Genomic DNA, 20,578 nt, shown 5'->3' with positions numbered 1-20,578 from the left:
TCGCCACTTTAGCTCAGAAGGTAGAGCACCGCCGTGGTAAGGAGGAGGTCCCCAGTTCAAATCTGGGAAGTGGCTTATGGATAAGGAAGGATGATTAATTTGGATTTAGCTAAAGTAACAGAATTTGTTAAAGAACAGCTGCAAGATGAAAAAACTGGTCATGATTTTTATCATGGCCAACGGGTAGCGCATTTGGCCAGCAAAATGTATTTGCAGGATAATCCTGCTGCACATAAAGACAGCCGTATGGTTGCTATTATCGAGGCGGCTGGATATTTGCATGATACTATTGATGAAAAGATTTGCGCAGATCCTGATCAGGTTCTTGCCAGTATTAAAAAATTGTTGCCACAAGCAGGGTTTACTGCTTTAGAAGTAAAAGATATTTTATTTACAATACAGCATATGTCCTTTTCAGCCAATATAGAGCATCATTATCAGCTGCCAGTTTCTGGAGAATATGTCCAAGATGCTGATCGCATTGAAAGCCTAGGTGCAATCGGTATTGCGCGGGCTTTTACTTATGGTGGTGCCCATGGCAATGTTATATATGACCCCAGAATCAAACCGCAAAAGCTGGTTAGTCATGATCAATATCGAAAACACACGGAAACAACAATTAACCATTTCTATGAAAAATTATTTCACTTAGTTGATTTAATGAATACAGCCGGAGGTAAAAAGGAAGCTCAAAAAAGAACCGAATTTATGCGTGACTATGTCAAAGAATTTATGTCTGAATGGAATGTTTAAGCTGCATGAGCTCCATGCAGCTTTTTATTTTGGTTTAAAACCGAATATTAAATGCTTTATAGCAAGTCTAATTGACTAGAAAATTTGATTTGGGGATTTTCCATTTTTAATAATGTCTTTTTGCGGTCGAGACCTCCGGCATAACCCGTTAAAGAGCCGTCACTGCCAATTACTCGGTGGCAGGGAATGATTAAGCTAATAGGATTGTGTCCAACAGCATTGCCAATTGCACGAGCCTTATTTACTTTATTCTTTTGCCCCTTTTGCATGCGGTTGGCCAATTCTTTATAAGTGACAAGCTCGCCGTAAGGCACCTTTTGCAGTTCCTTAAGTACTTTTTGCCTAAAGGCTGACACGTCAGGTTTCACGGGGACAGTATACGGGTCGGGGTTTTGCCCAGCAAAATAGTCAGTCAGCCATTTTTGGGCCAATTTAATCGGGTTACTGGGAAAGACTTTGACAAGACTCAAATCATAGCCGGCACCAAAATATTTTTGTCCGTTAAACCATAATCCTAAGAGGTGGTTATCATCGCTTAAAAGCGTTAATGTTCCTAATTTTGATTTAAAAAAAGCTTTATATAATTTCATTAGATTACCTTTATCATTGACGAACATTTTACCGTTTATTTTATTATACGTTAGTTTATGAACAAAGGTTGCTTAATGGCGCCAGATTAACTTAATTAACACCTATACGAAAATTTTAACTTTTTTATTTGTGGTATACAAAACATTATGAGTAAGGCTCAGTTTCGCTTTCATGAAAAAATAGGAATGCTATCAGATCAACACTTTATCTTGTAGCTTACTTTTGACAATACTACCAGATATGGTATGTTAGGTATTGTGATATTTACAGGAGGTACAATATGAGGTCAAAAATCAAAAAAATCTTTTCCATCAGTGCGATAGCGGTTGCTGCAGGGTTAGCGCTTACTGCTTGTTCAGGTAAAAAGCAGGGTGGCGCCAGCAATTCAAGTAGTAGTGCCAAGCACTCAATTGCGCTAATCACTGATACTGCGGGCGTTAATGATAATTCTTTTAACCAGTCTGCTTGGCAAGGCTTTAAGGAATATGGCAAAGATCATAATCTTAATCGCGGGCGCAATGGCTACCAGTATTTTCAATCAGGCAGTGCGGCGGATTTTGAGCCTAATTTTGATCAGGCAAGCAAAGCCGGCTATCAGACAATTTTTGGTATTGGCTATAGCTTAAAGGATGCGGTCAAGGCTGCTGCTAAAAAGAATCCTAAAAAGAACTACGTTATTGTCGATGAAGTAATAAAGGGGCAGAAGAATGTAGCTTCTGCCAACTTCAAGAGTGAGCAGGCTTCCTATTTGGCAGGTGTTGTTGCGGCAACAGAAACAAAGACGAATGTCATCGGCTTTATTGGCGGTGCCCATGGCAATATTATTGATTTATTTGATGCCGGTTTTACCAAGGGCGTTCATGACCAGGCGCAAAAATTGCATAAAAAAATTACACTCTTAAACCAATATGTAGGCGACTTTAAGAGTGCTGATAAAGAAAAGGCAATTGCACAGTCAATGTATGCTAAAAAAGCTGATATCATTTTCCACGCTTCTGGTTTAGCTGGCAACGGCTTGTTCCAAGAGGCTAAATCAATTAACCAGACAAGAACAGCTGCTAACAAAGTTTGGGCTATTGGCGTCGATTCCGACCAGTCTCATTTAGGTAACTACAAGTCTAAAGATGGTAAAAAGGATAATTTTGTTTTGACTTCAGTTATTACCGGTGTAAATGTAGCTACACGGGACATTTCTAATCGCGCTTATCACGGGAAATTCCCTGGCGGTCAACAACTGGTTTATGGTTTAAAAACTAACGGGGTTTCGATCAAACGCGGACAAATTAGTGCAAAAGCTTGGCAATATTCACGTCAAGCTCGTACAGAAATTATTAAGGGTAATATCAAAGTGCCAATTCATCCAAGTAAATAGTTCGCAATACGCCAACATTTTTACCTATAATCAACCACAAAAAAATATTTCTTGAATTAATGCGTATTTTATTATAATATTAACTATGAAAAGTTCGTATTTTGTGGAGGGTAAAATCAATGGGTAAGAAATTTACGAAATTTTTGTCATTAGGATTTTTAATGGCATCATTTACTTTAGTTTTGAATGCTTGCTCGGGAAAAAAGCAGGGAACAAGCAGTCAGAACAAAAAAGACAGTATTGCTTTAATTACTGATAGCAATGGTATTAATGACCAATCCTTCAACCAGGCTGCATGGGCCGGTTTTAAAGATTATGGTAAAGAACATCATTTCAAGCAAGGTAAAGGCTATCAGTATTTCCAATCTAGCAGTGCTACTGACTATACGCCTAACTTTAACCAAGCTGCTAAATCTGGTTACCAAACAATATTTGGTATTGGTTATATGTTAAAAGATTCGGTTAAAGCAGCTGCTAAAAAGAATCCTAAGAAAAATTTTGTAATCGTTGACGATGTGATTACTGGTCAAAAAAATGTGGCTTCAGTAACTTTTAAGAGTAATGAATCATCATATTTAGGTGGTGTGGCTGCTGCTTATTCTACTAAAACCAACAAAGTTGGTTTTATCGGAGGAGCAAAGTCAGCTATCATTGATACTTTTGAAGCTGGTTTCAAGCAAGGCGTAAAAGACGCTGCTAAAGCTCAGCATAAAAAGATCAATGTCAGCGTACAATATATCGGTAACTTTACTTCAAACGATAAAGCTAAATCAATTGCTCAGTCAATGTATGCTAATAAATGTGATGTAGTATTCCAGGCTGCAGGTTCAGCCGGTAGCGGAGTCTTCCAAGAAGCTAAAGCCCTAAATCAAACTAAACCTGAAAGTAACAAGGTTTGGGTGATTGGTGTAGATGTTGACCAGAAAAATCTTGGTAACTATAAAACGAAAGATGGTAAAAAGGCTAACTTTACTTTAACTTCAGTATTGAAGGGACTAAACGTTGCAACTAAATCCTTGGCTGACGATGCGGCTAAAGGAAAATTCCCAGGAGGAAAGCATCTTGTCTACTCCTTAAAAGGCAATGGTGTTTCAATTACTAAAGGCAACCTTACACCAAAGGCATGGCTGGCAGTTGAAAAGGCCAAACAACAAATAGTTGCCGGAAAAATTACTGTAGCGCAAAATTAAAGTAAATTATTGATTAAAACTCTTTGTGTATACTTATGCAAAGAGTTTTTTACGAAAAAGGAAATTTACATAAAATGGAAGATATGACGAACGTAATAGAAATGCGCCATATTGTTAAGGATTTTAATGGCTTTAAAGCCAATAACGATATTAATCTGACTTTGAAAAAAGGTGAGATTCTAGCGTTATTAGGGGAAAACGGTGCTGGTAAATCAACTCTCATGAGCATTCTATCAGGATTGATTCAGCCCACTTCAGGTTCAATCGAAGTTCGCGGAAAAAAGGTTAATATTAAAAATCCGACTATCGCCAAAGATCTAGGTATCGGTATGGTACACCAGCACTTTATGTTGATGGAATCCTTTACAGTTTTGGAAAATATTATTTTGGGCCATGAAACAACCAAGGGACCTAAACTAGATTTCAAAAAAGCTGAAAAGCAGATTATGGCCTTATCTGAGCGCTATAACTTAAATATTGACCCTCAGAAAAAAATCAGTGAGATTACAGTGGCGCAACAACAAAGAGTGGAAATTCTGAAAGTTTTGTATCGCGGGGCTGATATTATGATTTTTGATGAGCCTACTGCTGTTTTAACGCCACAAGAAATTACGGAATTTATTCAAATTTTGCGTGGACTGGCTAAAGAGGGTAAATCGATTATTTTAATCACGCACAAGCTGGAAGAAATTGAGAGAGCTGCTGATCGTGTCACCGTTATTCGTGCTGGCCAAAGTGTAGGAACTTTTGCCGTTGCTAACGTCGATAATAATCGTTTGGCGGAATTGATGGTTGGTCGTCATGTTAACATGACGCTTAATAAACCAGTGGCAAAAATTGGTAAAACGATGTTGCAGGTTGAAAATTTGCAAGTGAAAAATAAGCAAAACGTGGCTGTAATTAAAGGAATGTCTTTTAATTTGCATGCTGGCGAAATTTTGGGTGTTGCCGGTATTGATGGTAATGGTCAAGATGAACTTGTCAGGGCTTTAACCGGCTTGCAACATGTTCATGCCGGCAAAATTATAATTGACGGCGAAGACATGACTAATCGCAAGGTGCGGCAAATAACTGAAAAGGGTGTTTCATATATACCTGCTGACCGGCAAAAATATGGCTTAATTTTACCTTTTTCAGTTTCAGATAATTTAGCCCTGCAAACTTATTATCAAGAGCCATTTTCACGTCACAACGTCATGCACTACGATGTCATTCACGAACATGCTAGAAACTTGATTAAGCAATTTGATATCAGGACGACCAGTGAAAAAATGCCTGTGAGTGATTTATCTGGTGGTAATCAACAAAAAGTAATAATTGCCCGTGAACTAAGTCGCAACAGCAATTTGGTTATTGCTTTTCAGCCGACACGCGGACTTGATGTTGGTGCTATTGAATACATTCATAATCAGCTTTTAAACGAAAGAGCTCAAGGTAAAGCAATTTTGTTAATCTCGTATGAACTTGATGAAATTATGCAGTTGTCTGATCGGATTATTGTCCTTCATAATGGCAGTATTTCAGGTGAAGTCAGACCGGAAAACACGAGTGATGAGGAATTAGGATTGTTAATGACTGGCGTTAAGAAAGAAGGCAGCGCTCTTGCTTAAAGTAACACTAAAAACTAAGAAAATTTTAGTACCAATTATTTCAATTTTGGCAGGCTTTTTAGTTGGGGCAATCATCATGCTGGTCTGGAGTTACAACCCGTTTCAAGCATATGCTTCAATGTTTTCCAGCGCCTTAGGCAACATGAATGGTATAGGTGAAACTATTCGTGAAGCAACTCCCCTGATTTTCACTGCTATTGGATTTGCCATTGCTTCTACTGCTGGTTTTTTCAATATTGGTTTACCCGGTCAGGCGCAAGCAGGCTGGTTGTCATCCATCTGGGTGGTGCTTGCTAATCCCAATATGCCTAAAGTGTTTTTACTGCCACTGGCTGTAATTACCGGTATTATTGCCGGTGCACTTGTGGCCGGTGTTGCCGGCTGGCTGCGTGCTCAATTTGGCACTAACGAAGTAATTACAACTATTATGATTAACTACATTGTGCTTTATTCCTGTCAATATTTGATGCAGCAGGTAATGTCAGCGAAATTACGTATTGATACTGATACTACTAAAACAATTACTGCCAACGGCAGTTTAAAGATTAACTGGCTTAGTTCAATGTTTGGTGATTCACGGATTAATGCGGGAATTTTTATTGCTTTAGTCGCCGTCTTTTTGTATTGGTATTTAATGAGAAAGACTACCACCGGCTTTGAAATTCGTTCGGTTGGTACTAATGCTGCAGCTAGTCGCTATGCCGGAATGTCTGCTAAAAAGAATATTATGCTATCGATGCTCCTGTCTGGCGGTTTTGCCGGTTTAGGTGGAGTTGTGCAAGGCCTTGGTACTTATCAAAACTACTTTACCCAGACGACTAGTTTGGATATTGGCTGGGATGGCTTGTCTGTTGCCCTTCTTGGTGGCGGCACAGCTGTTGGTATTTTGCTAGCTTCATTATTGTTTTCGATATTAAAAATTGGTGGTCTAGGGATGCAGACCATTGCCGGTATTCCTTATGAGATCGTTTCGATAGTTATTGCTGCTATTATTTTCTTTGTTGCTATTCAATATGTTATTGGACTGCTATTTAAAACTAAAAAAGCCCAGGCAATTCAAAGAGACACCAAAACTGCTGATACGGATTCAGACAGTGCGGTGGCGGATTCTACTAAAACTCAAGGAGGACAAAATTAATGAATTTAGTTACGATTTTAGCGTTAATTGTATCATCAACTTTTGTCTATTCGGCTCCGTTGATTTTCACCGCTTTAGGTGGCGTTTATAGTGAAAACTCAGGTATTACCAATATTGGCTTGGAAGGAATAATGACTATCGGTGCCTTTTCTGCCATTGTGTTTAACCTGACTTTTGCTTCTACTTTTGGTAAAGCAACGCCATGGCTTGGCTTATTGATTGGTGGAATTGTGGGTCTGCTCTTTTCATTACTACATGCTGTTGCCACTATTAATTTTCATGCTGACCATATTATCAGTGGGACTGTACTTAACCTCATGGCACCGCCTTTAGGAGTATTTTTAGTTAAAGCTATTTATGATAAAGGGCAAACTGAAAACATTACTCAAAGCTTTGGTTATTTTAGTTTTCCCGGCTTAGCTGATATTCCTGTAATAGGGCCTATTTTCTTTCAAAATACATCAGCACCAGCATGGCTGGCAATAGTGGTGTCCGTAGTATTGTGGTGGATTTTGTATAAAACCCGCTTTGGCTTGCGCTTGCGCTCATGTGGTGAAAATCCGCAAGCAGCTGATACTCTGGGGATTAATGTTTATGGTATGCGCTATGCCGGCGTATTAATATCAGGCTTTTTAGGTGGAGTTGGCGGTGCAGTTTTTGCAGAGGCAATTTCTGGTAACTTTTCAGTTTCTACTATTGTGGGCCAAGGTTTTATGGCTTTGGCGGCCTTGATCTTTGGTAAATGGAATCCGTTAGGTGCAATGATGGCTTCGCTTTTCTTTGGTTTTGCTCAAAGTATTAGTATCATCGGCAATCAATTGCCGTTCTTCAGCCACATACCTGCTGTTTACATGCAGATTGCTCCTTATGTAATTACAATCATAGTTTTAGTTCTGTTCTTCGGAAAATCGGTTGCTCCAGCAGCTGATGGTCAAAATTATATTAAGTCAAAATAGGGAGTATTAATGAAAACAATTTATTTTAACCATGATGGTAATATTGATGATTTAGTAGCTTGCTTGCTGTTTTTGCAAGCCCCAGATATTAAATTAATTGGCGTTAGTGCAATTGATGCGGATGGCTATGTTGATCCGGCTGTTGAAGTATGTCGTAAACTGACAGACCGCTTTAACTTGCGCGGTGATCAATTGGAAATTGCCAAATCAAATTCTCGCGCTGTTAATCAGTTTCCGGAAGATTGGCGTAAAGCGGCATATTCTTTCAATTATCTGCCGTTATTGAATCGTTCTGGCAAAGTGATTACCAAGATGGCGGACAAGCCGGCTCATTTAGATATGGTTGAGAAAATTATGACATCAGAGCAGCCTGTAACTTTAGTTATGACAGGTCCTTTAACGGATTTAGCGCGCGCACTAGAAACTAATCCTCAAATTGCGGATAACATTGAAAAGCTGTATTGGATGGGTGGTTCCCTTGATGGTCATGGTAATGTTGTTCAGGTTAATGCTGACGGTACTCAAGAATGGAATGCTTTCTGGGATCCTTTTGCGCTTGAAACTGTTTTGAAATCAAGCATTCCCATGCAGGTTATTGGTCTTGAAAGCAGTGAAGAACTGCCTTTAACTGATGAGTTAAGAATGCACTGGGCCAGTTTAAGTGAACATCCAGCTATGGATTTAGTTGCACAAGGATATTGTCTTCTGGTTAATCCGCCAATACCAACTGCGCAATTATACTTCTGGGACGTTTTAACGGTCATTAGTGCCCTGTATCCCGCAGTTGTTTTGACGACTGAAAAACACAAGGTAAGAGTAATTACCCAAGGCTTGGCAGCAGGCCGTCTGGAAGATGATCCCGCTGGTCGTGAAATAACTTTAGTGACTAAAGCAGATAAAAATTTATTCTTTAAAAAGTTTGATGAATTATTATTGCGTAGTTAAGTAATACTTATATAGATAAAACCCTCGATTTTCGAGGGTTTTCTTATAATTAAAATTTATAGTGAACAATTATGAACAGCAAGAATTTAATTGCAAATTTAGGTGGAAAAGACAATATCGAATTAATTTCACATTGTATGACTAGGATTCGTATTAAAGTCAAAAATCCACAATCTGTCAATAGAAGGCAAATTGCAAGTGAAAAAAATGTGATTAAGGAACAGTTTGTTGGTCATGAATACCAGATTATAGTGAGCAATAACGTGAAAAAAGAATTTGCCAGTCTGCAAAAGCAGATGCATTCAGGTGGGAATGATTTTACAGCTATTGAGTGGAAAACCATACCAAGTCAAATTTTAGTTCCTATACTACCTTTATATACAACCGCAGCTATTTTTCAAGGTGTTTTAGTATTAATTAAATTGTGCAATTTAGTTTCCGCTGATAATTATCAATTTCTATTAAATTTAATACGACTTCCCGTATTTTGTTTACCAATAATTATTGGTTATAGCACCGCCAAAAGTATCAAATTGAACCCACTTGCTGGAATAGGCTTTGGTATAGAATTAATGGCAGTACATCATTATTTCAAAGCTTTTCCCAATTATGTCGGTTCTTTTATTCCTGTGATTTTGGTATGCCTGGCAAGCAAAATTATTTTTGTGTTTTTGGATAAAAAAATCAGGGGTAGCATAGGTACTACTTATAATTTTACATTGGGCTTTATCATTACCAGTGTAATAGGAATTTTATTTTTAGCACCAATTGGCCTATTTTTAGGCAAATTATTTTCAGATACTATCAAGTTAATTATGCTAAAAATGCCTGTCATTGCAGCGTTAGTAAGTTCTATACTTTATTTGTTTTTAGTTGTCAAGGGTCAGCATTGGTGGTTAACGTTACTTGCTCTGAACAACTTAGGAGCCTTAGGCTATTCTTGGCTTTTTGCTTTTACTTCAACTGCACAGTTTGGCCAATTGGGAGCAGTTTTGGGAATTGCAACAAAGCATAAAGAATTAAAAAGTAAAAAAGTGGAGAATACTGTGAAAAATTGCCTTTTTTGTATTATTGAACCCGCATTATATGGTTATACGACATTAAAGAAAAGCAGATATATTTCAAGTCTTGTTGGACTAGCTCTCAGCGCAATTTATTTAGCTATATCTAACGCTAAAATGTATGCTTTTCCAAGCAGCATCCTTTCCTTGGTTAATCCGGAACAGCCGACCTGGGATCCACTAATAACAGGTTTAATTTCGATTTTAATTGCTATCTTCGCCAGCTTCATTGCTGCTTTAGTTAGCGAACAGAATAACAGTTTACCTAAAATTAAAGTGACGGCCCCAATTGCGGGAACATACTTTGATATTGCACAATCTAAGGACCAGACATTTGCCAGTAAGGTACTGGGAGATGGAATAGCAATTACTCCCTTATCCTCGACTAATGCTGACATTTATGCTCCCGTAAATGGGAAAATCATTATGATCGCGCCCGACCAACATGCATTTGGTATGAAAACTACTGCAGGTGTTGAACTTTTGGTACATGTCGGAATTGACACGGTAAAATTAAAAAAAGCAGCTGTTAAACTAAATTTAAAAGTAGGACAATTAGTTGCAAGAGGAGACAAAGTCGGAAATGTAAACATCAATAATATTATCCAAGCTGGCTATAATCCAGAAACATTGCTGATTGCATTGAAAAATCCAGAATATTATTTTGATAAGAATAATTTATGCTTAGTTAAGAGGAAAAATGAAACCAGATAAGAAAAGAGTTTTAGGAATATTGCAGGGAGTATCACTAGGTGATGCTATGGGAATGCCAACAGAAGTATTGTCACAAGAACATATTCGCGAAAAATTTCCTAACGGTATTCATGAGTTGCTAAGCCCTGTAAGCGGCGGACCGTACAAGAGAGATTTACCGGCTGGTTCTATCACTGATGATACCGTTAATACATTATTGGTCTGTAAAATGTTAATTAAAAATAATGGCAAAATAGACAGCAGGCAATTTATTGAATCCTTAATAAGATGGACACAGGATTCCAATATGGCGCAGTATGTTGCGGGTCCATCAACTAAAAGTGCTATTAAAGCTATACAAAGCGGGTTACCGCTAGAAAAAGCGGGAATTACTGGTACTACTAACGGAGCAGCAATGAAAATTTCTCCGGTTGGTATTGTGTTTGATTATAAAAATGCTAGTGCACTGCTAAAGGCTGTTTCGGCTATTTGTATGCCTACCCATAACACGAGTATTGCCATTGCGGGAGCTAGTGCGATAGCAGCTATAGATAGTTATGTTGCAAGGGGTGGCACGAAGATCAGTACAATATGGCAAATTGCAACGGATTTTGCTCAAAAGGGCTCACTTTATGGCTTTAAATTTCCATCCGCTGATTTAGTTTTTCGCATTAATCAGGCAAAAGCAATTGTTCAGACTTCCAGAACAAGAACAGTATTGCTTTCACGGCTTTACCAAGAAGTTGGCAGTGGAATGGAAACGATAGAAACTATTCCCTGCGTTTTGGCCATAGTTGACTTTGCCAAGGCAGATGCTTGGAAAGCGGCACAATTAGCTGCAGAAATTGGCTGGGATACAGATACAATTGGCTCAATTGCCACTGGTATATGTGGTGGTATACGTCCTGACAGTATACCAATTTCCAAAATTGCTCAGATTGAGAAAGTAAATAAGATCGAGCTTAATTCTATATCCGAACAATTATTTAAGGCGGCAAAATAAAATAAAGTTTGTAGTATTTACTTGCTAACGCAAAACTTTTCCTATATTTAAATAAAAGTAGCCTTGAAAATCACAATAATTTCATGTATTCTTAAATTGAATCATACGTATAAATTTATGCGTATATCATTATATTATTCGTCTTTTAAGGAGGAAAAATTGAAACGAGGACTTAGGTATGATTTCGATTTACTGGCACTATTATTAATACCAGTTGGCGTAGCGTTAAATTTTGTCGGTTATCAGTTATCTGCGGCATTAAAACTGCCCGTTTGGATTGATCAGGTAGGAACATGTTTTGTGTCTATGATTGCAGGTCCGTGGGTGGGAATGGTAATGGCTTTATTAGGCAATATCATTAACGGTATGTTAATACCAACTGCGATTCCATTCGCCTTCGTAGCCATGACTAACGCATTATTTGTTGGTTATTTTTCACGGTTTAAGTTTTTTAGCAACATTTTTACGGCAGTTATTGCATGTGCAATTGTTAATGTTGCAACTGCAGTACCTTCAGCTATAGTAACAACTTTTGTGTTCGGTGGAGCAACAGGAGCTGGTAGTGATTTGCTTACAGCTGTATTTTTAGCAGCAGGCAAAGCTTTGCTTTGGTCAACAATTCAAGCAAACTTAGTTGGGGGTACTTTTAGTGTGGCCTTTAACTTCACTATTGCATGGCTTTTAGTAAGACGTTTACCCGATAGATTTTTAATAAAATTAAATTATGGTCGTCCGTACATTAAAAACAGAAAGGCTCTAATCTATGCTTAAATGGTTTAAATCACTATATCCTTCAACTAAGGCATTAATTGTTTTGCTTCTTATTTTACTTAGTATGATGAGCTCAAAGTGGCAGGTTCAATTGTGTTTAATAGCTGTAACAATGATTCTGGCATTATTTTCTGGTACATTAATCAGACTAATTAAATTGTTCTTTGAATCTTTAGCATTAATTGTGGTCTTTTTATTTGTACTGCAAGTGTTTTTCATCAGCTATCCTGACTCTCATCAAATTTGGTGGGTCATTAAGTTTTCACAAACAGGTCTTAATACTGCAATTATGTTGGCAAGCAGGATAATTGCTATTTCGTTACCAATTATCTGGTATTTTTTGGTTACTTCCAGCGATGTTATCATCCAAGCTCTGGATCAAACTAAGTTGCCTAAAAAAGCTATCTTTGTTTTAGCTTCAACTATTCAGGTTGTTCCCCAATTAATGTGGCAGTCAAATATCATTAGTGAGGCACAGCAAGCAAGAGGAGTAGAAACTACGGGTTCATTATGGCAAAGAATAAAGACATTTATACCAATGATGGGGCCTTTAGTTTTATCTTCTGTTGAGCAAAATGAAGAAAAAGTTTTAACGTTACAGGCACGTGGCTTTTCTAATCCAACTCCCCGGACAACTTTGCATCATATCTCTAAAAAGAAAATCGATTATTTATTAGACATAATACTCTGTTTAATCTTGGTTGTTTTTGTTATTTGGGGAGGTAAATTTCTATGAGCTTAATAGAACTGCAACATATCAATTATCGCTATCCGTTAACTTCAGACCTAACGATTAAAGATCTGTCATTAAAGGTTGAGCCAGGTGAAGTATTGGGTGTTATTGGTAGCAATGGTTCTGGTAAAACGACTGTGTGCAATATAATGCGTGGCTTTATTCCTGCTTTTTATAAAGGCGAACTTGAAGGAAAGGTTATCTTTGAAGACAAACCGCTGGATACTTCTAACCTGGGCAGACTGGCACAAAAAATTGGTTATGCTTTTCAAAATCCGTTTACACAAATAACTGGCGTTAAATATACAGTTTATGATGAAATAGGTTATGGACTGGAGAACTTGTCTGTTCCCAGAGAAGAAGCTAATGAAAAAGTTGAGCAGGTCATAAAATTATTAAACTTAGAAAAAATACGTAATCAGAATCCTTATGATTTATCTGGTGGTCAAAAACAAATGGTAGCTCTGGCTTCAGTTATTGTATTAGATCCAGAATTAATTATTTTAGATGAGCCTACTTCACAGCTGGATCCCAGCTCGACATTAGCTGTGTATAATATTGTCAAAAACTTGAAAAAGCAAGGTAAGACCATAATTATTGTTGATCATAAAGTTGATTTACTAGCACAAGTTTGTGATGAAATTGCAGTGATCCAAGACGGACAACTTGTGGTTAAAGGAGAAACACATCATGTTTTTAGTGATGAAAAAGTAGTAGCTGCAGGTGGACAGATTCCAGAAGTATCAGCTTTCTATTTAAAAAAATATCCCAAATCAAAACAAGTTCCTGTTACGGTTGATGAAGCATATGAAATGTTAAAGGAAGCTAGAGCATGAGTTACTTAAGTCTGCAAGATGTCAGTTATTCGTATGATAATAAAAATAATGCAGTTGAAAGTGTCAATTTAGAATTTGAACTAGGTGAGGCAGTAGCTATTATCGGACAAAATGGTGCTGGTAAAACTACTACTGTAAAAATGATGAACGGATTGATTAGACCTGATAAGGGTCGAGTTTTACTCGATGGCAAAGATACTAAAGGAATCAGTGTAGCTCAATTATCTCACCATGTTGGGTATGTGTTTCAAAATCCTGATGAGCAGATTTTTCAAGATTCAGTTGAAAAAGAAATTGCATTTTCGCTAAAAAAGCAAAAGCTGCCACAAACGGAAATAACTACCAGGGTAAAAGACGCTGCTAGACTGTGTCACTTGGATAATAAATTAAATGAACATCCATATAATTTACCTTATTCTCAAAGAAAATTTGTTACAATTGCGGCAATTATAGCTATGAACCCAGAAGTTATGGTCTTTGATGAACCAACCGCAGGGCAGGATCATAACTCAATTATACGTTTAAATAAAATTATCAAAAAACTAACAAGCATGCATAAGCTAGTGATTACAATTACACACGACATGAGCTTTGTAGTTAATAATTTTAAACGCGTGATAGTTTTTGCTCAGGCTCATAAGCAAAAAGAAGGTTCTCCTGCAGAAATTTTTAGTGATGAGTCTCTTTTACGTAAGAGTAAATTAGAACCGCCAGTAATTGGTCAACTGGCAAAAAAACTAGGGTTTAGCAACGTCTTAACAGTTACAGATCTACTAAGAGTGGTAAATTAATGGATATTTTATATGACTGCGATCCTGGTCAAGATGACGCGATGGCTTTATTAACTGCTTTAGGTAATCCTGATAAGGTAAAGGTTTTATGTGTTTCCACAGTTGGCGGCAATCAGAATATTAATTTGGTAACGCAAAATGCGGGCTACTTACTAGCCTTTTGTAAGCAACACATTCCGTTAGTTCAAGGACAAGCAGGGCCACTGCTTAATCAATTACACGTGCAGGCAAAAGCTCATGGCAGCACTGGTATGGATGGCTCAGATAGTTTAAATAAATATGCTTATCCGGTTGAAGATGACAATGCAATTTGTTTTATGGCAAATATGTTGAAAAAGCAGTCTCAAAAGGTGACTATTGTTGCTACGGGACCGCTCACAAACATCGCGTTATTAATTAAAACTTTTCCCGAAATTATACCTAAAATAGCTAAAATAGTTATTATGGGCGGAGGTATAGATCACGGCAACGTTACTGACTTAGCTGAATTCAATATTTGGACTGACCCTGAAGCGGCGCAAATTGTCTTTAGTTCATCTTTGGAAGTGATCATGGCGGGTTTAGATGTAACTGAAAAAATTACTATTACTAAAAAGGAAATAGCAAGTCTTCAATTTGGTGGTCCAGCATCTAAATTGGCAGGGAACCTGTTACATTTTTATCAAAAATCAGGTGAACAATTTGGTTTTACGGCTGCACCTGTACACGACCTAGTTGCAATGGAGTATGCAATTTGGCCAGAATTTTTTGAGGCCGTTCCAGCCAACATTAAAGTTAATACTAATCACGGAGATGCATATGGGCAAACGTATATTGCTAAGGGAAAAGACGAGAATAAAGCAGCCCATAATGTACTAATTAAAAAAATGACTAAAAAGCTATTTTTTGCTCTTTTGCAAAAAGGTTTGCAGTTTTTGGACCAAAAATTAGTCAATTGAAATTAAAAGCAGTCAATTTTATTACATAATTGTTTTTAAATAGACAAAAAGACGAAATTCTATTGTGAATTTCGTCTTTTTTATTAGGTATAAATTAATTTAAGCGAGTGAATCCCAAGCTGGCAAATCAGTAATTGGACCTTCTGCTATAGCTACTTGCTCTGGTGTCAGGTACTTCTTGTGGACAACAACTTCGTAAACATAATCTTTAAACCAGTCGTTGTTCATAACAAAGAATCCTTTGTCGCCATTCTTTTCGCCCCAGGAGTTTTCAACCTTCCATTGGCGAACATGTCCACCGTCTTCATCTACACCAACTAAAGTCATTGCGTGAGTAGAAGCGCCTGCACCAGTGCGCAAACGATCAGCCTTGGACATCTTAAGGTCTACGCCAAAGAGTTCGCTTAGTTGATACAAATCACTGTCAAGATAGCCCTTCTTACGGTCGCTTTGTTCACCAACATCATTCCCAAACCAAACTGCTTCGCCGTCTTTTAACTGGTTAACAGCTGCAGTTTCCAAGTATTCCATTGGCACGTTTAAGAATTTGATGCGGTATGACCCCTCAACGTTATCTTCAAAAGGTAGACCGTATAATTTATCATATTCATGGTCTGGAGCGTTAGACAGTACGACATAGTCATTAAAATCAACGTCATCCATGTATTTATGCAAAAATTCCAGTGGAGTTAAATCTTTATCCAGGTGATATTTCTTATCGTCATCACGATATTCCAAATCAAATTTCTTAGGTGGTTCACCGACTGCAATTGCGGTCATCTGGTAAACTTCACTTAAGAATTGCTTACGGGCTTTTTCGATCTCATCATCTTTACCGGCCTGTTTTAACTTACGCAAGACCAGAGCATCCTTCTTCAACTTATCACCCAAAGCTTTGGCAAAGCCGTTAGTATTATTGGTATTAAAACTTTCAGGCATTGCATAAGAAGGAACGACACCATATTTTTCAATTAAAGCGGCACCCATGTGGAATTGGCCACCATCTTCGCCTGCACCATCTAGGTGGGCTTTAACAGTACGTGAATCGAGTGGTTCGTCTGCTGTGTCTAAGATATTGTCATAAAAAATATTTGCCCGTTCAATTTTATCCCAGAAGAAGTTGTAGCTTTGTGAGAAAGTGAAATTCTTGCAGTGATATTTTTTACCAAAATTGTGGCGTAAGATGTTTAAAGTAGCAAATTCCCAGCAGCGACCTGATTGACGTTGATTAGTAACATTTTCTGTGTCAAGTTCAGTTGAAAATACACGGGTCAATTCACCTTGAACGCGTTCATTGTAAGCAGCTGTTAAAACACCACTTTTTTGAGCTGCTCGAGCAACAACTTGATTTTGTGGTTTTTCATTAAAGTTTGCGGCAAATTCTTCCAACTCTTGGACAGTTAATTTATGAGCCATAAAATAAATTCTCCTTTTTTAATCTATTTTTAAATTACTATATATTTTAAGCTAAAATAAAAGCGAGTTCAATAGCTGAACTCGCTTTAGAGAATTGTATTAGTAATTTATTTAAAACTTATGCAATGTGGTAATAAGTTAATCAATTTGGATTGAGTTATCATTTGCACCGGCTTGCTGCTTTGGCAAGGTAATAGTCAATACACCGTTATCGTATTTGGCGTGAATGTCACTTGCAACTACATTTGGTAATCTGAAGCTGCGTGAAATGTGACCTTCGCTTCTTTCACGGTGGATAATACTGTTATCCTTAGAAGACATATCCTTAAATGATTTTCTTGAGCCGGATACGCTCAAAATACCATTATTATAATTTAGGTGAATTTTGTCCTTGTCCATTCCAGGCATATCAACTTTGATCACATATTCTTTGTCGTTTTCAACAACATCTGATTGCATTAATTTTGCTACTTCGTTATCGTCAAAAAATTTTCTCGGAAGATCAAACCAATCGTTCATCGCATCAAATAGGTCATTGTGCCGATTCATCATATCATTTGCCATAGTAAAAAACTTCCTTTCGAAATTTATATATTTGTATCAGAAGACTTTCATTTCTTCCTTACAATTATTATTATAGTATGCAGATTAATAAAAAGGAAATAATTAGCACTATTATTTTTAGAGTGCTAAATAATTATAATTTATAGCTTTAAATTGGTATTTATAGCTTGTGGATAATATTTTTAAGAACATAATTAGGAGAGAATATTTTGGTTTATTATCAAAAAATGACGCCCAAGGGTTACCAAAAAATTAAAGATGAAATAGCCAGTTTAAAAAAGGATAGGCCCAGAAGAATTAAAATTTTACAGGAAGCCCGCTCTTTAGGCGACTTATCGGAAAATACCGAATATACGGAGGCCAAACGTGATTTAGGTCATCTTCAAAGTCGTCTGCGTTATCTGGAAAAGCAGTTGAAATATGCCGAAATTATTGAGAAGAAGGATGACGGCAAAGTAGATTTAGGCAAGACGGTCACATTAAAATTTGCTGACGACCCAGAAACTGAAACATACCAGGTTGTCGGCCGTATGGAAGCTGATATTGGAGCAGGAAAAGTTGCGTTTGACTCACCTCTGGGTCAAGCAATTATGAAAAAAGAAGCTGGTCAAACTGTAAGTGTTGCAGCACCTGCCGGTGAGTATCAAGTTACTATTGCAAAAATCGAATAAATTTTTGCTTGATTATTCGAACTTGTGTTTGTATAATTTATTTTAGCGAACGTAAGTTTGCAATAGGAAGTGAAAGCAATGTATGATTACCGTTATGAACCACACCGGTTAATTTTTATGATTGATAACAAATCATTCTTTGCTAGTTGTGAGGCACTTCAATTAGGTCTAAACCCAATGAAAGCTGTGTTGGCAGTAGTTTCGCATCAGCCGCATACAAATTACGGCTCGGGGCTAATTATGGCGGCTTCACCATTAGCGAAAAAGAAATATGGGTTGACTAACGTCATGCGGGTACGTGATTTACCCACCAAAAAAGAAGCGCCGGATTTGATTTTAGTAGAACCTCATATGAATTTATATATCAAGCGCAGCATGCAGGTATTGGCAATTTTTCAAAAGTATGCTGCTGATGAGGATATCCATGTTTATTCTATTGATGAAAGCATGATTGATATGACTAAGTCATGGCGTTTGTTTGGCAACGATCCGTATCTGGTAGCACGCAAAATTCAGGTAGAAATCAAATCAAAAATTGGACTTTACACTACTTGCGGAATAGGAGAAAATCCATTGCTAGCCAAATTAGCCATGGATATTTCTGCTAAACATCGTTGTTCAATGATTGATTATTGGCATTATATTGATGTACCTGATACTATTTGGCAAATTAAAGATCTGGAAGATGTTTGGGGGATTGGCAAAAGAATAGCTGTCCGTTTGCGTCGGTTACATATTAATAATATGTATGAATTGGCACATACTGATCCAGCAATCTTAAAAAAAGAATTTGGCGTGATTGGTGACCAGTTATTTGCAATCAGCTGGGGGGTGGATCGCAGCATTATTAGCGAAAAATATTTTCCCATAATGAAAAATTACGGCAATTCACAGATTTTAAACCGTGACTATACAGATCAGCGGGAGATTGAGATAGTCATACGTGAAATTGGCGAGCAGGTAGGTGCCAGAATACGGGCACACCGCTTGCAAGCTGGCTGCATTAGTTTATTTGTCGGCTTTTCCAGGTATGAACAAGATGGCAGGCGCAAGGGCTTTAATGTGCAGCAAAAAATTTGTCCGACCAATGATAATGACTTGTTAGTGCAAGAAGTACTGGCACTTTTTCGTAAAAATTGGCATGGCGAAACAGTCCGTGCTTTAGGGGTTAACTGCAGTCGTTTAGAGCCGGATACCTGCCAGCAATTGACCTTCTTTGTTCCAGCTTCTGAGCAGATAAAAAAACGGACTATAAATATAACTATTGATAGAATCAGAAAGAAATATGGCTTTACCAGTTTGGTCAAGGCATCGAGTTTGGCTAAAGGTGCAACAGCAATCAGGCGTAGCAGTTTAGTTGGCGGGCATAATGGCGGAAATGCATATGAATGATTTTGATAAAATTGTCACAGACTTTTTTAAAAACTATCAAGATCGCAAAATGAAAAAGTGGCAAGGCTTCTTTTTAAGCGATCATACAATGGCAATTAATAAAGATAAGCAAAAGCGCAGCGTGAAGCATCCCGCTAAACAAACTATGAGTATGGAAGAAATAAGCCTGCAACTCCTTAAGGCGTATGGTAATCACCGCATGGTTCACCTGCAAGTTAAGGTCATGAACAGCGATGATCAGCTGCCCGCAGATATTGTCGGTTTTGTCAGTGGCTATAGTGAAGATGGTATTATTGTTGCTGGTCAAAAAATTGCGCTAGAAGATATCAACAATATCAGTGTCGATTGAGAAAAATTTTCTTGATATTTTATATAGATTGCTTTTTTTGCTATAATATGAAATTTGTAAGGTACATAATAGTATAGAGGTAATTTTTGTGAATACACCAGCATCGAGGCAAGGCAACATTATACGCTATTTTGTTTATTTTATTAGCTATTTGATGGTTGTCGGCGTGATTAAGCTAGTTACTGCTAATTCACCGATTCATATTTGGGATTTAATCTTATTTGCAACTATCTCGCTGATGGTTTCATTGTTTTTTATTTATCGTTTTAATAGAGAACAGCGCTTTTTTGACCGTAGTTTTGGGGGCTCCTGGCTGAACAATTTTGGTTTAATAATTGGTTTGACTGCTGTGGTAACGGCATTACGTATTAGTGTTTCCTGGCTCCAATCCTACGGCAGATTAAAATTATATAATTTTCAAATTGCTTATTTACACCATGAAGCAAGTTTAACCTACTGGTTTTTACTAGCTGCAATAGGGATAGTTTTGCCAATACTGCAAGAATTTTTAATTACTGGATTTTTGTTTAATTATGCGTTTAGAAGTAACACTGTCTTAACAGCAATTCTGGGCATACTTACTTCTGGTATCTTGTTCAGCTTACTTAATTGGCAAAATTCACTGTTACTATTAGTAGTTAACGTTGTACTCGGTGGGCTTTTTGCCTGGTCTTACCTTTATACTCAAACTTTATGGATGCCAATTTATTTAGCGGTGCTAAATGGCATTATCTTAATAATTATGACTTAAAATAGAAGCTTAGCACATGAAATAATTCCCTAAATTTTGTCCGAAATTTGGGGA

Annotated in this window: 21 protein-coding genes and 1 tRNA gene; 19 read left to right on the top strand and 3 right to left on the bottom strand. The window is 37.4% G+C overall.

Annotation, left to right across the window (positions count from 1 at the left end; translation table 11 throughout):
* The first annotated feature begins 2 nt into the window (after positions 1-2).
* Positions 3-75, top strand: a tRNA-Thr gene (locus tag F5ESL0259_RS07210).
* Between the two features lie 24 nt (positions 76-99).
* Positions 100-753 (top strand): HD domain-containing protein, encoded by a 654-nt coding sequence (locus F5ESL0259_RS07205; protein WP_122038059.1) that lies wholly within the window; start codon positions 100-102, stop codon positions 751-753.
* 56 nt (positions 754-809) lie between these two features.
* Here the strand turns inward: F5ESL0259_RS07205 and F5ESL0259_RS07200 are convergent, their stop codons facing one another.
* Positions 810-1,343 (bottom strand): methylated-DNA--[protein]-cysteine S-methyltransferase, encoded by a 534-nt coding sequence (locus F5ESL0259_RS07200; RefSeq protein ID WP_122037977.1) that lies wholly within the window; start codon positions 1,341-1,343, stop codon positions 810-812.
* Positions 1,344-1,624: 281 nt separating this feature from the next.
* Here F5ESL0259_RS07200 and F5ESL0259_RS07195 point away from each other — a divergent pair, with 281 nt between their 5' ends.
* The 13 genes from F5ESL0259_RS07195 to F5ESL0259_RS07135 all read left to right on the top strand — a co-directional run bounded on the left by F5ESL0259_RS07195 (position 1,625) and on the right by F5ESL0259_RS07135 (position 15,381).
* The gene (locus F5ESL0259_RS07195) at positions 1,625-2,716 is read left to right on the top strand and encodes a BMP family protein (RefSeq protein WP_110446542.1); all 1,092 of its coding nucleotides are present in this window, start codon (positions 1,625-1,627) and stop codon (positions 2,714-2,716) included.
* Positions 2,717-2,835: 119 nt separating this feature from the next.
* The gene (locus tag F5ESL0259_RS07190; protein ID WP_110446541.1) at positions 2,836-3,906 is read left to right on the top strand and encodes a BMP family protein; all 1,071 of its coding nucleotides are present in this window, start codon (positions 2,836-2,838) and stop codon (positions 3,904-3,906) included.
* Positions 3,907-3,980: 74 nt separating this feature from the next.
* The gene (locus F5ESL0259_RS07185) at positions 3,981-5,516 is read left to right on the top strand and encodes an ABC transporter ATP-binding protein (protein WP_122037976.1); all 1,536 of its coding nucleotides are present in this window, start codon (positions 3,981-3,983) and stop codon (positions 5,514-5,516) included.
* On the top strand, positions 5,509-6,654 hold the full coding sequence (locus tag F5ESL0259_RS07180; RefSeq protein WP_046325477.1) for an ABC transporter permease: 1,146 nt from the start codon (positions 5,509-5,511) through the stop codon (positions 6,652-6,654). The genes F5ESL0259_RS07185 and F5ESL0259_RS07180 overlap by 8 nt, the downstream gene beginning before the upstream one ends.
* Positions 6,654-7,610: an ABC transporter permease gene (locus F5ESL0259_RS07175; protein WP_122037975.1), complete on the top strand. Its 957-nt coding sequence runs from the start codon at positions 6,654-6,656 to the stop codon at positions 7,608-7,610. Before F5ESL0259_RS07180 ends, F5ESL0259_RS07175 begins: the two co-directional genes overlap by 1 nt.
* A 9-nt stretch (positions 7,611-7,619) precedes the next feature.
* On the top strand, positions 7,620-8,555 hold the full coding sequence (locus F5ESL0259_RS07170) for a nucleoside hydrolase (RefSeq protein ID WP_122037974.1): 936 nt from the start codon (positions 7,620-7,622) through the stop codon (positions 8,553-8,555).
* Positions 8,556-8,626: 71 nt separating this feature from the next.
* Positions 8,627-10,330, top strand: a complete 1,704-nt coding sequence (locus F5ESL0259_RS07165; RefSeq protein ID WP_122037973.1) for a glucose PTS transporter subunit IIA — start codon at positions 8,627-8,629, stop codon at positions 10,328-10,330.
* Entirely contained in the window at positions 10,317-11,312 is a 996-nt protein-coding gene (locus F5ESL0259_RS07160) for an ADP-ribosylglycohydrolase family protein (RefSeq protein WP_122037972.1), read from the top strand. Before F5ESL0259_RS07165 ends, F5ESL0259_RS07160 begins: the two co-directional genes overlap by 14 nt.
* A 159-nt stretch (positions 11,313-11,471) precedes the next feature.
* On the top strand, positions 11,472-12,083 hold the full coding sequence (locus F5ESL0259_RS07155; protein WP_122037971.1) for an ECF transporter S component: 612 nt from the start codon (positions 11,472-11,474) through the stop codon (positions 12,081-12,083).
* A complete protein-coding gene (locus tag F5ESL0259_RS07150) occupies positions 12,076-12,819 on the top strand; it encodes an energy-coupling factor transporter transmembrane component T (protein WP_122037970.1) in 744 nt (247 codons plus the stop codon). Before F5ESL0259_RS07155 ends, F5ESL0259_RS07150 begins: the two co-directional genes overlap by 8 nt.
* A complete protein-coding gene (locus F5ESL0259_RS07145) occupies positions 12,816-13,652 on the top strand; it encodes an energy-coupling factor ABC transporter ATP-binding protein (protein WP_046325470.1) in 837 nt (278 codons plus the stop codon). The genes F5ESL0259_RS07150 and F5ESL0259_RS07145 overlap by 4 nt, the downstream gene beginning before the upstream one ends.
* Positions 13,649-14,443 carry an energy-coupling factor ABC transporter ATP-binding protein gene (locus F5ESL0259_RS07140; RefSeq protein ID WP_122037969.1) on the top strand — a complete coding sequence of 265 codons (795 nt, stop codon included), beginning with the start codon at positions 13,649-13,651 and terminating at the stop codon, positions 14,441-14,443. The genes F5ESL0259_RS07145 and F5ESL0259_RS07140 overlap by 4 nt, the downstream gene beginning before the upstream one ends.
* On the top strand, positions 14,443-15,381 hold the full coding sequence (locus tag F5ESL0259_RS07135) for a nucleoside hydrolase (protein WP_122037968.1): 939 nt from the start codon (positions 14,443-14,445) through the stop codon (positions 15,379-15,381). Before F5ESL0259_RS07140 ends, F5ESL0259_RS07135 begins: the two co-directional genes overlap by 1 nt.
* A gap of 99 nt (positions 15,382-15,480) precedes the next feature.
* Here F5ESL0259_RS07135 and F5ESL0259_RS07130 read toward each other — a convergent pair whose 3' ends face one another.
* Both F5ESL0259_RS07130 and F5ESL0259_RS07125 read right to left on the bottom strand, forming a co-directional pair.
* Entirely contained in the window at positions 15,481-16,797 is a 1,317-nt protein-coding gene (locus tag F5ESL0259_RS07130; RefSeq protein WP_122037967.1) for a C1 family peptidase, read from the bottom strand.
* A gap of 138 nt (positions 16,798-16,935) precedes the next feature.
* On the bottom strand, positions 16,936-17,361 hold the full coding sequence (locus tag F5ESL0259_RS07125) for an Hsp20/alpha crystallin family protein (protein WP_122037966.1): 426 nt from the start codon (positions 17,359-17,361) through the stop codon (positions 16,936-16,938).
* Positions 17,362-17,570: 209 nt separating this feature from the next.
* Between F5ESL0259_RS07125 and greA the strand changes: the two genes are divergently transcribed.
* The 4 genes from greA to F5ESL0259_RS07105 all read left to right on the top strand — a co-directional run bounded on the left by greA (position 17,571) and on the right by F5ESL0259_RS07105 (position 20,524).
* Positions 17,571-18,032, top strand: coding sequence for a transcription elongation factor GreA (greA, locus tag F5ESL0259_RS07120; protein WP_122037965.1), 462 nt, complete (start codon positions 17,571-17,573; stop codon positions 18,030-18,032).
* A gap of 78 nt (positions 18,033-18,110) precedes the next feature.
* A complete protein-coding gene (locus F5ESL0259_RS07115; protein WP_122037964.1) occupies positions 18,111-19,424 on the top strand; it encodes a Y-family DNA polymerase in 1,314 nt (437 codons plus the stop codon).
* Positions 19,402-19,773, top strand: coding sequence for a hypothetical protein (locus F5ESL0259_RS07110; RefSeq protein WP_233558049.1), 372 nt, complete (start codon positions 19,402-19,404; stop codon positions 19,771-19,773). Before F5ESL0259_RS07115 ends, F5ESL0259_RS07110 begins: the two co-directional genes overlap by 23 nt.
* Before the next feature lie 88 nt (positions 19,774-19,861).
* On the top strand, positions 19,862-20,524 hold the full coding sequence (locus F5ESL0259_RS07105) for a type II CAAX prenyl endopeptidase Rce1 family protein (RefSeq protein WP_122037962.1): 663 nt from the start codon (positions 19,862-19,864) through the stop codon (positions 20,522-20,524).
* The last annotated feature ends 54 nt before the right edge of the window (positions 20,525-20,578 follow it).

Origin of the sequence: Lactobacillus sp. ESL0259 (assembly GCF_003693045.1) — a bacterium.
Taxonomy (GTDB): domain Bacteria; phylum Bacillota; class Bacilli; order Lactobacillales; family Lactobacillaceae; genus Lactobacillus; species Lactobacillus melliventris.
This window is presented reverse-complemented; position numbering and strand designations above follow the sequence as displayed.